This window comes from Rhodococcus gordoniae, from assembly GCF_001646655.1.
Lineage (GTDB): Bacteria > Actinomycetota > Actinomycetes > Mycobacteriales > Mycobacteriaceae > Rhodococcus > Rhodococcus gordoniae.
Map to the genome: position 1 here is coordinate 27,757 of NZ_LPZN01000065.1, position 14,491 is coordinate 42,247.

12 protein-coding genes are annotated in these 14,491 nt (G+C 68.3%); 1 reads left to right on the forward strand and 11 read right to left on the reverse strand.

Going from position 1 to position 14,491, the window contains the following annotated elements:
- From A8G18_RS20100 to A8G18_RS20120, 5 genes are all read right to left on the reverse strand, one after another.
- Positions 1-1,281 (reverse strand): fatty acid desaturase family protein, encoded by a 1,281-nt coding sequence (locus A8G18_RS20100; RefSeq protein WP_064065267.1) that lies wholly within the window; start codon positions 1,279-1,281, stop codon positions 1-3.
- 30 nt (positions 1,282-1,311) lie between these two features.
- Positions 1,312-2,442 carry a ferredoxin reductase gene (locus A8G18_RS20105; RefSeq protein WP_064065268.1) on the reverse strand — a complete coding sequence of 377 codons (1,131 nt, stop codon included), beginning with the start codon at positions 2,440-2,442 and terminating at the stop codon, positions 1,312-1,314.
- Between the two features lie 98 nt (positions 2,443-2,540).
- Positions 2,541-3,050, reverse strand: a complete 510-nt coding sequence (locus A8G18_RS20110) for a DUF6912 family protein (protein ID WP_064065269.1) — start codon at positions 3,048-3,050, stop codon at positions 2,541-2,543.
- Positions 3,051-3,053: 3 nt separating this feature from the next.
- Complete coding sequence (locus A8G18_RS20115) at positions 3,054-4,463, reverse strand: WS/DGAT/MGAT family O-acyltransferase (RefSeq protein WP_064065270.1); 1,410 nt, start codon at positions 4,461-4,463, stop codon at positions 3,054-3,056.
- Positions 4,460-4,948, reverse strand: coding sequence for an HAD-IA family hydrolase (locus A8G18_RS20120; protein WP_084421998.1), 489 nt, complete (start codon positions 4,946-4,948; stop codon positions 4,460-4,462). The genes A8G18_RS20115 and A8G18_RS20120 overlap by 4 nt, the downstream gene beginning before the upstream one ends.
- Before the next feature lie 325 nt (positions 4,949-5,273).
- Between A8G18_RS20120 and A8G18_RS20125 the strand changes: the two genes are divergently transcribed.
- Positions 5,274-5,639, forward strand: coding sequence for an Rv3235 family protein (locus A8G18_RS20125; RefSeq protein WP_242496672.1), 366 nt, complete (start codon positions 5,274-5,276; stop codon positions 5,637-5,639).
- 60 nt (positions 5,640-5,699) lie between these two features.
- Here the strand turns inward: A8G18_RS20125 and secA are convergent, their stop codons facing one another.
- From secA to mtrA, 6 genes are all read right to left on the reverse strand, one after another.
- Complete coding sequence (gene secA / locus A8G18_RS20130; RefSeq protein WP_064065322.1) at positions 5,700-8,504, reverse strand: preprotein translocase subunit SecA; 2,805 nt, start codon at positions 8,502-8,504, stop codon at positions 5,700-5,702.
- 184 nt (positions 8,505-8,688) lie between these two features.
- Complete coding sequence (gene hpf / locus A8G18_RS20135; RefSeq protein WP_064065273.1) at positions 8,689-9,357, reverse strand: ribosome hibernation-promoting factor, HPF/YfiA family; 669 nt, start codon at positions 9,355-9,357, stop codon at positions 8,689-8,691.
- Between the two features lie 234 nt (positions 9,358-9,591).
- Positions 9,592-10,236 carry a ComF family protein gene (locus tag A8G18_RS20140; protein ID WP_064065323.1) on the reverse strand — a complete coding sequence of 215 codons (645 nt, stop codon included), beginning with the start codon at positions 10,234-10,236 and terminating at the stop codon, positions 9,592-9,594.
- A 75-nt stretch (positions 10,237-10,311) separates the two neighbouring features.
- Complete coding sequence (gene lpqB, locus A8G18_RS20145) at positions 10,312-12,096, reverse strand: MtrAB system accessory lipoprotein LpqB (protein WP_064065274.1); 1,785 nt, start codon at positions 12,094-12,096, stop codon at positions 10,312-10,314.
- Positions 12,093-13,742 carry an MtrAB system histidine kinase MtrB gene (gene mtrB, locus A8G18_RS20150; protein WP_064065324.1) on the reverse strand — a complete coding sequence of 550 codons (1,650 nt, stop codon included), beginning with the start codon at positions 13,740-13,742 and terminating at the stop codon, positions 12,093-12,095. The genes lpqB and mtrB overlap by 4 nt, the downstream gene beginning before the upstream one ends.
- Before the next feature lie 68 nt (positions 13,743-13,810).
- Positions 13,811-14,488, reverse strand: coding sequence for an MtrAB system response regulator MtrA (gene mtrA / locus A8G18_RS20155; protein WP_006550216.1), 678 nt, complete (start codon positions 14,486-14,488; stop codon positions 13,811-13,813).
- Between the last annotated feature and the right edge of the window lie 3 nt (positions 14,489-14,491).

A 14,491-nucleotide genomic window follows, 5' to 3' on the forward strand; every position in this document is an offset into this window, starting at 1 on the left:
TCACACAGTCGCGGAACGTCGTCGACGACCCGATTCACCACGGCGACGCCGACGCTCTGCTACCGCATGCTCGGCATGGACACGGAGGGCCGTGAGCAATCCCCGGCGCCGGCCGGTGGACGCCTCGGTCGCCGGCGCCTCCGGGCGCCACCGGTCGAACTTGCGCTCGGAGGAGGTTTCCGGGGCGTCGTCGGAGGTCGCCTTCAGGAATCGGTCGGGCACCGCGAGCTTGTGGATCGTGCGCAGGGCGAGCCAGTACTGCCGGGCGAGAGAGCCGGTGGTGTACGGCAGGTCGTACTTCCCACACAGCGCCCGCACGCGCGCGGCGATCTCCGGGTAGCGGTTGCTCGGCAGATCGGGGAACAGATGATGCTCGATCTGGTAGCTGAGATTCCCGGTGAGGAAATCCATCGCGCGCCCACCCGAAATGTTTGCGCTGCCGAGCAACTGGCGCAGATACCACTCTCCGCGGGTTTCGTTCTCGTAGTGCTCCGTGGTGAATTTCTCGGCGCCGTCCGGAAAGTGGCCGCAGAAGATCACAAGATACGCCCAGATGTTGCGGATCACGTTGGCGGCGAGGTTCGCCGACAGCGTGCTACGCCAGGCCGGGCCGGTGAGCGCCGGGAAGAACACCAGATCCTTCACGACCTGCCGACCGGCCTTCACCGCGAATTCCTTGTCGGGCCCCGAGATCCACTGCGTGGGCGGGACGCCTTCGAGTTCCTTCTTCGCCGAGAGATCGTGCAGCGCGATCCCCCATTCGAAGGTCAGGGCGAGGATGATGTTGGCGATCGGCTGCGCGAGATTGCGCGGACGCCACTTCTCGTCGCGCGTCATCCGCAGGATCCCGAATCCCACGTCCTCGTCCATGCCCACGATGTTCGTGTAGGTGTGGTGCGCGTAGTTGTGGGCGCGCTTCCAGTGCTCGGACGGGCCGGTCTGGTCCCACTCCCAGGACGTGGAGTGGATCTCCGGATCGTTCATCCAGTCCCACTGCCCGTGCATCACGTTGTGCCCGAGCTCCATGTTCTCGATGATCTTGGCGAGCGACAGCGCGGCGGTACCGACGATCCAGCGCGACCGGCGGCGGGAACCGAACAGCGCGCAGCGTCCGACCACCTCCAGCACACGCTGCAGACGGATGACGGAATGGATGTAACGCGCGTCCCGTGGGCCGCGCGAATCTTCCACATCCCGCCGAATCGCGTCGAATTCGTTTGCGAGAGCAACGATATCGTCTTCGGTCAGATGCGAGAACGCGCGGATGTCGGTGATGGCCAAGCGGGATCCTTCGGAGGTTGCTGTCGGTGTCTACACGTCCAGTGTGCAGTCGCCGGCCGCGGCGGCGATGCAGGTCTGGACGCGTTCGCCCTCTGCGTGTTCCTTGCCGGATCGCAGATCGACGACGTGCCCCTTCTCGAGCGGCACCACACAAGTCTGACAGATTCCCATGCGGCACCCGAAGGGCATCAGCGCGCCGACGCTCTCACCGGCCTCGAGAATCGTCGTGGCACCGTCCACGGTGACGGTCTTACCGGACTTCGCGAACGTGATCGTTCCGCCCGACCCCGAGGTATCGGCGCGGCTGACGGCGAACCGCTCGAGATGGACCCGATCCTCGAGTCCCTCCGCGGCCCAGTGCGCGGTGATGTCGTCGAGCATCTGCTGCGGACCGCACGCCCAGGTCTGGCGCTCACGCCAGTCGGGGCACACCTCGTCGAGCTCGGACAGCGCGAACTTGCCCTTCTCGCGCGTGTGACGCACGTGCACCCGGAAGCGGTCGTGGGTGGCGTCGAAGCGTTCGAGCTCCGAGCGGAACATCACGTTCTCGGCCGTCGGCGCCGAATGGATGTGCACGACGTCGGGCAGATCGAGTTCGCGCTCGATCGCGCGCCGGTCGAGCGTGCGCAGCATCGACATGATCGGCGTGATGCCACTACCGGCCGTCAGGAACAGGATCTTCGCCGGCGGCGGATCGGGCAGGACGAAATCGCCCTTCGGGGCCGCGAGGCGCACGACGGTCCCCTCCGGGACACCGCCGACGAGGTGGCTCGACAGGAACCCCTCGGGCATCGCCTTCACGGCGATGGAGATGACCTTGTCGTCCCAGGTGGGCGAGGAGGTCAGCGAGTAGGAGCGCCAGTGCCAGCGACCTTCGATGTGCAGGCCGATCCCGATGTACTGGCCGGGGGCGTATCCGAAGTCGAAGCCCCAACCCGGACGGATGACGATCGTCGCGGAATCGGGTGTCTCCTGGCGCACCGACACGATGCGCCCGCGCAGTTCACGGGCGGACCACAGCGGGTTGACCAGATGCAGATAGTCATCGGGAAGCAGAGGGGTGGTCAGCCGGGCCACCGCGCCGCGCAGGACGTTGGAGAGCGATTTCTCTCCCGGCGCGACGTGTGCCGCAGGCTTCTCGATCCATTCCTTCAGACCCATCCGACCGTTTCTCCTCACTCCGGTTACGCCTCCGTAGGTTATCAGAGGTTACGGAAGCGTAGGTTGCGGGCGAGACGGCCGTCACACCGAAGGCGGGGTCAGAGCAGGTCGAGCAGAAATGGCAATTCCTGGGTCGCGTACCAGGCCAGTTCGTGGTCCTCCGCGTCGCCGAGGACGAACTCCGCCTCCTCGTCGCCCAGTTCGGCCGCATCGACGACCTCACGCGCCCGCGCGACGTCGGTCTCCGCTTCCTGCAGGTCGATGTGCACCGAGGCCACCGCACTCATCGGGATCGGCCCGGTGAGCCGCACGACCGCATCGTCGAGATCCGGCCGCGGCTTCACCTCGTCGACATCGGCCGCGATCACCACACGGCGGGACGCGAAGGACGGATGATCACCGGGCTCCTCCGAGGCGAGCAATCGCAGCGACGCACGTGCCGCCTCCGCCATCGCGACCTCGGCGAGCTCTTCGTCGTCACCCGCCGTGTAGGCCTCCCGCAACATGGGGGTCACCGCGAAGGCCGTCCTGCTCACCGGATCGACCTCGTCGTCGGCGACGAGTCGCTGCACCATCGCGAGCGTTGCCGGTACATAGACACGCGTCACTTCTCACCTGCCGGCATCCGTCAACTCCTCGAGAGATTCCTGGATCAGCGTCGCTGCCACGTCCACATCGGGCATCGCATCACGATCCGCATTCAAACCGTAGTAGATCTTGCCGTCGTAGGACGTCAACGCGATGCTCAGGGCCTGATTCTTCAGCAACGGCGAGACCGGATAGATCTCCAGGAGACGGGCCCCGGTCAGATAGAGCGGGTGCTGGGGACCCGGGGCGTTGGTGATCATGAGGTTGAACATCCGCTGCGAGAAACCCATCGCGACCCGGGTACCCACCGCGTGCATCGTCGCCGGGGCGAAGCCGGACAACCGGACCATCGTCTGGGCCGCCACCCGCCGCCGTTGCCGCGAATAGGCCTCGCCGGCGTGCGCGATGTGCGAGAGCCGGACCACCGCGTTCGGCTCCCCCACCGGCAGGTCCAGCAGGAAGGACGACACCTCGCCCTGCGGATGGACCTGGATCGTGTCGTTGCCGGCGCCGTCGTCCGGATCCTGGGTGTACACCGACATCGGGACCATCGCCCGCACGACGGTGGCCTCGGTGACCGGTTCCCCGCGGGAGAGCAGCCAGTAGCGCAATGCCCCGGCGAGAACCGCGAGTACGACGTCGTTGATCGTGCAGCCGTAGCGCGAGTGGATCTTGCGGTACGGCGCCAGATCGGACCGCACCACGGAGAATCGGCGGCTCCTCGAGATCTGCGTGTTCAGCGGCGTCTCGGGTGCCGACTGCGCAGCCGTGCGGGCGAGGCGGCCGACGGCGTCGACGGTCTCGGTGAGGGTCGCCGTGAGGTCGCCCACGGCCGAGCGGAGGGCGGCGACCCCCTCCCCTGGGCGCGCGACGAGTTCGGCGAGCGCCCCGACGAGCAGCGCGGATTCCGACGGTTCGCGTTCGGGCATCCACAATTCCTCGGGAACCTCACGCGGCACCGGCTCCTGGTCGAAGAGCACCTGCACGATGTCGAGGGCCTCCTCACCGTCGACGAGCGCCGAATGCGACTTCGAGAACAACGCGACCCGATCGTTCGCGAGCCCCTCGACGAGGTACATCTCCCACAGCGGCCGTGTGCGGTCCAGCGGCCGCGAGACCAGGCGCGCGACGAGGTCGTGCAGCTGTTCGTCGGAGCCGGGTCTCGGCAGCGCGGAGCGCCGCACGTGATAGGTGATGTCGAAGTCGCGGTCGTCGACCCAGACGGGGCGGGACAGCCCGAATGCGACCTCCCGCACCTTCTTCCGGTAGCGGGGCACCTCGGGCAGCCGCTGCTCGACCAGCCGGAGCACGCTCTCGTAGTCGAGGCCGCCTTCGGGAGGTTCGAGGATCGCGAGCGAACCGACGTGCATCGGCGTGTTGCTCGTCTCCAAGTAGTAGTACGACGCGTCCTGCGCCGTCATCCGGCTCGTCATCGACCCCGCTCCCCCTCCTGACCCGAACCTGCCGAGCATCGCCACCACGGCTCGGCGCCGCCCGCAGCTCCGCCCCCGATCTCCTCGGGATCGAGATCGAAGAGTACGGCCAGTTCGCCCGGCGCGTCGTGTGAACCATCATGGTGGACGCCGACCATCCCCGCAGCGGCAGCACCTCGCACGTTGCCGACCGCATCGTCGACGAAGACGCACTCGCCCGGCCCGAGGTCGAGCAGTCGCGCGACCAGCAGGTAGCTCTCGGGGTCGGGTTTGGCGACGCCCGCATCACCCGAGAGCACCACGCGGTCGACGAAGGCACCTTCGAGATCGCGCAGCCACTGCGCGCCGGGGCCACCGGGATCGTTGCTGAGCAGAGCGGTCCGCACGCCCCGCGCACGCAGGAACGCCACGACCGCACCGAACGCGCCGGGGTCGCTTCCCGGCCCGACCAGGACGCCACCGACATCGAGCACGAGTCCTCGCAGCACGACACCACCGTATGTCCCGGGCACCCCGATCGCGTCCTATCGCGCCGGCGCCCCGCAGGTGTGGCATCATGTGCGCGGTTCGTCCTCTCCCGAACCGATTCCTCGGCACCGGTCCACCCGTGCCGCCGATTCGCCGTCACGACTTTCGGGAGAGCTCATGCCGCATCACACCGGGCGCTACGTGCGCCGCCTCACCTGCCTCGAACCCCCCGCCGAGGAGAACTGCGGTCGCTCCCGCAGCCACGCGACCCGCCGGGCCACCCCGCACGATGGTCGCTCCGGGAGAATCCCGTTCCGGCACCAGGGAATCGGGAGTACCGGCGTGGCCGCGAACACGGACGACCGGCCCGATCTCCCCGTCGATCCGGCAGTCGGACGGGTGGCGGAGTCGGCCGTGCGCCTCGTCCTCGAGGTGGTGGACGGGCGCCGTCCTGCCGTGCAGTCGGCGACCGTCCTCGACCCACGGCTCGTCTCCACGATCGTCACGGGCCGCACGCCACGCGCAGGTCGCAGCACCGCGGTCCTGTTGCGCACACGCGTGCGCCCCGTCGACGCGGACACCGTCGAACTGTTCGGCAGCTACGCCCGGGGGGAACGGGTGTTCGCATTCGCCGGGCGGATGGTGTGCAAGCGTCCCCGTCCACGCGCGCCGCATCGCTGGACGATCACGACCCTGTGGCTCGGGTGAGCCACAGGGTCGTGAGGTGGTCCGGCGCCGGCCGCGCAGTACGCGCCCTACCGGGCGGGGTCAGCGGTGCCGGTTGGTCTTCGCGTCGCGCCGGGCGGCGGCACGACGTTCCTTGCGGGTGCCCGCCTGCTTCGGTGCGGATCCCGCATCGGAACCGGCGGTCGTCCGCGCGACGTGGGCGCGGCCGTCCTCGTCGGGACCGGTGTAGGTCAGGCGCCGTTCGGTCTCGTCGAGACCCTTCGCCTGCAGCGCGGCCGGCGCGGGCTGCGCCGCATGTGCGGGCCGGGCGGACTGCGCCGGAGCAGGACGTGCGGCCTGCACGGGAGCCGCCGCGGCCAGGCTCGGAGCCGCCTGTGCGGCCGCTGCCGCCGAGGCCGCGGTGACCGCCACACCCGGCTGCTGTTGCTGCTGCGCAGCCTCGACCTGGAGGTTGAACAGGAATCCGACCGACTCCTCCTTCAGACCCTCGAGCATCGCGGTGAACATGTCGAAACCTTCGCGCTGGTACTCGACGAGGGGATCGCGCTGCGCCATCGCGCGCAGGCCGATGCCTTCCTTGAGGTAGTCCATCTCGTAGAGATGCTCGCGCCACTTGCGGTCGAGGACCGACAGCAGCACGCGACGCTCGAGTTCGCGCATCGCGTTCTCACCGGCGATGGCCTCGAGTTCGGCCTCGCGACGCGCGTAGGCGGCGCGGGCATCCTCGAGCAGGGCCTCGAGCAGACCGTCGCGGTCGAGGTCCTCGTTCTCGGCGACGAGCGTCTTGTGGTCGACACCCACCGGGTAGAGGGTCTTGAGCGCCGTCCACAACTGCTCGAGATCCCAGTCCTCGACGTATCCCTCGGCGGTCGCGCCGTCGACGTAGGCGGTGACGACGTCGGTGAGCATGTGCTGCACCTGACCCTCGAGGTCCTCGCCGCGCAGGATCCGGCGACGCTCCTCGTAGATGACGGTGCGCTGCTGGTTCATCACCTCGTCGTACTTGAGCACGTTCTTGCGGATCTCGAAGTTCTGCTGCTCGACCTGTGTCTGGGCGCTCTTGATGGCCTTGGAGACCATCTTCGCCTCGATCGGCACGTCGTCGGGCAGGTTCAGCCGGGTCATGATCGATTCGAGGGCCGCACCGTTGAAGCGCCGCATCAGTTCGTCGCCGAGCGAGAGGTAGAACCGCGACTCGCCCGGGTCGCCCTGACGGCCGGAACGGCCGCGCAACTGGTTGTCGATGCGACGGGACTCGTGCCGCTCGGTACCGAGGACGTACAGACCGCCGGCGGCACGGACCTTCTCGGCGTCGGCCTTCGACTCGGCCTTGATCCGCTCGAGGGTCTCGTCCCAGGCCGCCTCGTACTCCTCCGGAGTGTTCACCGGATCGAGACCACGCTGACGCAGCGCGATGTCGGCGAGGATGTCGGGGTTGCCACCGAGCACGACGTCGGTACCACGACCGGCCATGTTGGTTGCGACGGTCACCGCACCGGAACGACCGGCCTGCGCGATGATCTGCGCTTCCTGCTCGTGGAACTTCGCGTTGAGCACGCTGTGGGGCACACCACGCTTGGTGAACTGACGCGACAGGTACTCGGACCGCTCGACGCTCGTCGTACCGATGAGGACCGGCTGCCCCTTCTCGTGACGCTCGACCACGTCGTCGACGACGGCCGCGAACTTCGCTTCCTCGGTCTTGTAGATCAGGTCGCCCTGGTCGACACGCACCATCGGACGGTTCGTCGGGATCGGGATGACCCCGAGGCTGTAGATCTGGTGGAGCTCGGCGGCCTCGGTCTCGGCCGTACCCGTCATGCCCGACAGCTTGTCGTACAGGCGGAAGTAGTTCTGCAGCGTGATCGTGGCCAGCGTCTGGTTCTCGGCCTTGATCTCGACGCCTTCCTTGGCCTCGATCGCCTGGTGCATGCCCTCGTTGTAGCGGCGGCCCGACAGCACACGACCGGTGAACTCGTCGACGATGACGACCTCACCGTTGCGGACGATATAGTCCTTGTCCTTGGCGTAGAGCTCCTTGGCCTTGATGGCGTTGTTCAGGTAGCTCACCAGCGGGGAGTTCGCCGCCTCGTACAGGTTGTCGATGCCGAGCTGGTCCTCGACGAATTCGACACCGGCCTCGTGCACACCGACGGTCCGCTTCCGGATGTCGATCTCGTAGTGCACCTCGGGCTTGAGCAGCTTCACGATGCGGGCGAACTCGGAGTACCACTTGCTCGACGCGTCGGCGGGACCCGAGATGATCAGCGGCGTCCGGGCCTCGTCGATGAGGATCGAGTCGACCTCGTCGACGACCGCGAAGTTGTGTCCGCGCTGCACGAGGTCGTCGAGCGAGTGCGTCATGTTGTCGCGCAGGTAGTCGAAGCCGAACTCGTTGTTGGTGCCGTAGGTGATGTCGGCGGCATAGGCTGCGCGGCGCTGCGCCGGGGTCATCCCGGACAGGATCACGTCGGTCTCGAGCCCGAGGAAACGGTGCACACGGCCCATCCACTCGGCGTCGCGCTTGGCGAGATAGTCGTTGACCGTGACGACATGGACGCCGTCGCCGGAGATCGCGTTGAGGTAGGCCGGCAGCACGCAGGTGAGGGTCTTGCCCTCACCGGTCTTCATCTCGGCGATATTGCCGAAGTGCAGCGCCGCGCCACCCATGATCTGGACGAGATAGTGCTTCTGCCCGAGCACCCGGAAGGACGCCTCCCGGGCGGTCGCGAAGGCCTCCGGGAGCAGATCGTCGAGCGTCTCGCCGTCCTGGTAGCGGCTCCGGAACTGCTCCGTCATGGCCCGGAGCTCGGCGTCGGTCAGGGCCTCGAAGTCCGGGGAGAGGGAATCGACATGCTCGGCGATGTGCTTGAGCCGCTTGACCATGCGACCTTCACCGATCCGGAGCAGCTTCGTCAGCGACAGCACTGGTGTGTTCGTCCTCAATCTCGGGTACCTGCACGGACAAGAAATCCGGCCGAGGCCTTGTCGGACCCCGGCCGGATTCCATGGTAGGCGCTGCGCGGGAGTGACCGCGATGGCGAGGTGCCTCAGGTCACTCCCGGCAGTGTCACACGAGCCTGATCAGACCGTAGTCGAAGGCGTGTCGCCGGTAGACCACGGACGGCTTGTCCGTCTCCTTGTCGTGGAACAGGTAGAAGTCGTGACCGACGAGTTCCATCTCGTAGAGGGCGTCGTCGACGGTCATCGGCGCAGCGTTGTGTTCCTTCGTCCGGACGATGCGACCGGGACCGTCCTGGGATTCCTTCTCGCTGTCGCCGAGCGACAGATCGGGCGAGATCGCGAGCTCGTCGTCACGGGCGAGAGCCGCGGTGGCTTCCGCCACGGACACGGGCGTCTTCTCACCGTAGGAGACCTTGCGGCGCTCCTTCGTCCTTCGCAGGCGCGATTCGAGCTTGCTGATCACAGACTCGAAGGCAGCGTAGAAACTGTCGGCGCTGGCCTCGGCCCGTACGATCGGTCCCTTCCCGCGGGCAGTGATCTCGACCCGTTGGCAACTCTTCTTCTGACGCCTGTTGCGTTCGTGCTGCAACTCGACGTCGAAGAGGAAGATCGTCGGATCGAAGCGTTCGAGCCGAGCGAGTTTCTCGGAGACGTAGATCCGGAAATGATCGGGGACCTCGACGTTGCGTCCTTTCACGACAACATCGGCACGGGGGCCTTCCGTGGCGGCATCGGCCTCTGCAACGGAACCTCTGGACTTCGAAGGGGTCGTCACGCGTACCTCCCGAGTTACGGCCGGCGCAGCCCGCGCGCCGGCATGATGAATGAGCGCGAGAGCGCACTCGCCCGGAATCGGAAGAACAAGCGTTTCCACCCGTCTACCTTGTTGTTTCCGGGTCTGATGGCGACGTTAGTACGTAACTCGAAGGTCTGCCACCGTTCCCACCCGATTTCACTTCGCGTCGCATTCCGGTCCTGGACGGGGCCCTGCCCGGACCCGTCGGAGTACTCACGCGTGGGCGATCACGAGCACTCCCACCGGGTACAATCCTGCGCGCCGGAGAGCCCGTACCGACTCGCGGGCGGTGGTTCCGGTGGTGAGCACATCGTCGACCACGAGTACCGGGATCGTCCGCGGCAGCCCGTCGGCGCTCACCGTCACGCGGCCGGCGAGGTTGCGTTGCCGGTCGGCCGCGGTGAGCCCCACCGAGTCGCGCACACCCGCCGCCACACCCAGGATCGGATGCACGTGGAGGTGACGGTCGTGCGCCACGGCGGCCCGGGCGGCACGCGCGACGGGATCGCCTCCGCGTGCCCGCGCGGCCCGCGCCCGGGTGGGGGCGGGCGCCACGATCAACGGCCCGCCGGGCAGCTCGCCCCATCTCCGCAGCCGCGTGATCGCGACCGCCCACGCGAGCCCGAGAGGCTCGGCGAGATCCCGCCGGGCGCGTTCCTTGGCGACGATCACCGCGCGACGCCGGGGACCGGAGTACGGGCCCAGACTCCACACCGGGACCCCGGGCTCGACGCGGGGCGTCACCGTCCCGGGATGGTCGCCGAGTTCCCGCGCGCACTCTCGGCACCAGTTCACCCCGGGGTCGGCGCATCCCCCGCACCGGGCGGGCAGGACGAGATCGAGCAGGGCCGTCAGCACACCGCGAGTGTGCCGGATGTCACCGACAGCCGGGGTCGACGGCAGCACCGACAACCGGTGTCACCGGCACCGCGCTCAGCCCGGCAGGACGGGAATCGCGGCCATCCCGGCGAGGCCGGGCACCTCCCGCCAGTACCGGTCGCCGGCGGGGTCGCGGTTGTTGAGCTGGAAGACCGTCCGGGAATCCGCGACGAACTCGCTCGCCGTGGACGCCTCGACCGCCACCACCGGGGGCGTGAGATTGCGGCTCGGCAGTGCGTCGATGCGTGAGCCGTCCACCGCGACCTGCACGACGGGCACGTCGGCCGACGCGCGGGAGACGACGATCGTGTCGGCCGTGCTCCAGTCCAGGGCGAGCGCGGGACCACCGAGACCGAAGCCGATCTCGCGCGGATTGGTGAGCGAGTACTCGCCGGTCGTGGTCGGCACGACGGTCGCGACGAAGACCCGCCCGTCGATGATCATGGCGGCGCGGACACCGTCGCGCGACAGGCGCAGTTCGGTGATGCGGCCGCCGAGACCGCGGACCGCGCCCGCCTCCACCCCGACGACGGTGACCCGCCCGGTGCCGGGTTCGCGCACCGCGCGCACCACCGAGGTCCCGTTGACGACCGCCCACACCGAATTGTTGTTGGGCGACCAGGACGGCCGGGTGATCGACTCGCCGTCGACCGCCGGCTCGGCACCGCCCTCGCTGTAGGCCCCCACCATGAGTTGCACGGCCGGTTCCGGTGCCGGTTTGCCGGTGTTCTCGACTGCGGCGACGAGCTCTCCGTCCAGCGACAGGGCGACCGACTGCAGGTCGTCGGACGCACCGAAGAAGCTGCGTACGGGGGTCACACCCGTCTCTGCGACGCTCACCAGCGCGCCGTCGAGCAGCGCGTGCAGACCCACCGTCACGCTCGACGCGGCGAGGGGGTTCATCGACGCCACGTCCGCGGTGGTCCACCCGTTCGGGAAGCGTTCGTCGAGCGGCTGGCCGTCGGCGAGGAGCTGGTACGGGCCGCTGATGTCGGCATTGGCGAGGGTCCAGATCACCTGTGCGGCGAGCAGTTCGCGATCCTGCCGCCCCATCGAGCCGACCCCCTGGAAGTCGATGCGGATGCCGCCGAGCCCGACGCCCACGTCGGTCGTGCGGCCGTCGGCCTTCGTCACCGATCCGATGACGGTGACGTCCTCGAGCAGATTCTTGACCGCAGGTGCCAGGACCTGCTTCGGGCCCTCGACGAGCAACCCCATCAGCTGGGAGGCCGTCTGCTCGGGTGTGCCCGTGATCCAGCGCGGATCCGGGACGACGGCGTTGCCCGTCGGGTCGAGGAAGTACAGCGAGCGCCGCTGATAGGTGTTGAGGAAACGGGGGCGGTCCATGATGACGCCGGCCGGCAGCCGGTCGATGCGCCACTCCCCGTCGGTGCGGACGAGTGAGAACCGCGCCTCGAACTCCCCGTCGGCGGGGCGGTAGATGCCGCCCTCCTCGAGAAAGCCGACGGTACTCGCCCGCACCACATAGGTGGCGCTGTCGCCGTCGCGTTCCTCGACGAGGACGTCGACCTTGTCGACGATCGTCGCGCTCGCGGCGTCGTCCCAGGTGTCGGACATCGTGGGCGTGAGGAACTGGCGGGCCGCGCGATGGCGGTTGGTCGGATCGGTGCTGGCCTGCAGGAAGTCGCGCAGGAGCAGATCGGGTTCGCGACCCGGCACCGGTGCGGCGACCTCCGTGGTCGAGGGACCGCGTTCGAGGGTTCCGATGGCCTGCGGGGAGGACGAATCGGGCAGCGTGGCACATCCCGACAACACGAGTCCGGCCACCGTCAGGAGGACGACGAGCACGCCCGCTGCACGCGGAGTCGAGCGGCTCATGTACTGGCTCCTTCGGACGGCGTGCTCGCAGGGTCGGTCGGGGACTCTCCGGTCGACGGCTGCTCCGGGGTGTCGTCGTCCGGTGGGGGCTTGCCCTGCACGGCCTTCGCGGCGCCGGGCACGAGAGGGAGGGGGCTGCGACCCACTTTACGTCCGCGTTCGCGGGGCAGGGTCAGCCGGAAGCTGGCACCTCGTCCCGGTTCGCCCCATGCCTCGAGTTTGCCGTTGTGCAGGTTTGCGTCCTCGACGCTGATGGCGAGTCCGAGACCGGTGCCACCGGAACGCCGGACCCGCGACGGATCCGAACGCCAGAACCGGTTGAAGACGAGCTTCTCCTCCCCCGGTCGCAGACCCACACCCTGATCGCGCACGACGAAGGCCGCGGCGGTGTCGTCGGCGCGCAGCCGCAGCAGGATCGGTTTGCCCTCACCGTGATCGATCGCGTTGGCGAGGAGGTTCCGCAGGATGCGTTCGACACGACGCGGATCGACGTCGGCCTCGACGGGTTCGTCCGGCATGTCGACGATGAGTTCGGTCGCGGTCTCGCGGGCCAGGTGACGCACGGTCGAGACGGCGGCACGCGCACACATCCGCAGGTCGAGACGCTCGGAGGCGAGCTCGGCGACACCGGCGTCGTGCCGGCTGATCTCGAGCAGGTCGTTGAGCAGACTCTCGAAGCGGTCGAGTTCGGCGACGAGCAGTTCGGAGGACCGTTTGAGGACGGGGTCGAGGTCGTCGCTGCCGTCGTGGATGAGGTCGGCGGCCATGCGTACCGTCGTCAGCGGGGTGCGCAGTTCGTGGCTCACGTCGGAGGTGAACCGCTTCTGCAGGTTGCCGTACTCCTCGAGCTGGGTGATCTGGCGCGACAGGCTCTCGGCCATCTCGTTGAACGACATCGCGAGCCGGGCCATGTCGTCCTCGCCGCGGACCGGCATGCGTTCCTTGAGCCGCCCGTCCGCGAAGCGCACGGCGATCCGGGAGGCCGACCGGATGGGCAGCACGACCTGCCGGGCGACGATCATGGAGATCGCCGCCAGCAGGACGAGCAGAACCACGGCACCGACGAGCAGGGTGCCGCGGACGAGGGCGAGGGTGCGTTCCTCACCGCCGAGCGGGAAGACGAGATACAGCTCGAGCGTCGAGATGTCGGAATCGGTGGGACTGCCCATGATCAGGGCCGGCCCGGTGTAGCCCTCGGGATCGGCGACGGTCGCGAACTGGTAGGCGATCTGCCCGTTCTGGACGAAGGCGCGCAGGTTCTGCGGGATCTGGTCGGCGGGCCCGCTCGAGGTGGGGGCCCGCGGACCGTCACCGGGGACGATGAGGACGGGGTCGAAGGTTCCGGCGACGCCGGTGTCCTGTCCCCCGTCGCTGCCGCGGCTGGTGAGGATCGCCGCGGCACCGTCGAGACGGACCGCGAGCGAGCCCGAGTCGTCGGCGCCCGCGAGCTGTCCCTCGACCAGCGCGCGCGAGCGATCCATCTCCTCGGTCGCGGCATCGATCTTCACTTCGAGCAGACGGTCGGTGATCTGGCTCGTGAGTACCACTCCGAGCACGAACATGACGATCAGCGACAGCGTGAGGGTCGAGGTCACGACCCGCAGCTGCAGCGATCGTCGCCAGGTGTGCGCGAGTCGGCTGCTCATCGACCGCGACCACCTCACCAGCGGCAGCGTCCTACGCGTGATACGCCGCCGAAGCCGGTAGGTTCGGATCACGGCGGTCCGGCCTTGTAGCCGACCCCCCGCACCGTGAGCACCGCCTCGGGATTCTCGGGATCCTTCTCGACCTTCGCGCGCAAGCGCTGGACGTGGACGTTCACGAGCCGGGTGTCGGCGGCATGCCGGTAACCCCAGACCTGTTCGAGCAGGACCTCACGGGTGAACACCTGGCGCGGCTTGCGCGCGAGGGCCACGAGCAGGTCGAACTCGAGAGGCGTGAGCGAGATCGCCTCGTCGCCGCGGGTGACCTTGTGGGCGGGGACGTCGATGGTGATGTCACCGATCGTCAGGACCTCGGCCGGTTCCTGCTCGGTGCGGCGCAGACGGGCCCGCACGCGTGCGACGAGTTCCTTCGGCTTGAACGGCTTGACGATGTAGTCGTCGGCGCCGGATTCGAGGCCGAGGACGACGTCGACCGTGTCGGACTTGGCGGTGAGCATCACGATCGGCACACCCGAATCCGCGCGGAGCACGCGGCAGACGTCGATGCCGTTCATGCCGGGGAGCATGAGATCGAGCAGGACGAGGTCGGGCCGGATCTCACGCACGGCACCGAGCGCCTGCGTGCCGTCCCCCACCACGAACGGTTCGAATCCCTCGCCGCGCAGCACGATCGTGAGCATCTCGGCCAGCGCGGTGTCGTCGTCGACTACCAGAATCCTCGGCTTCATAGC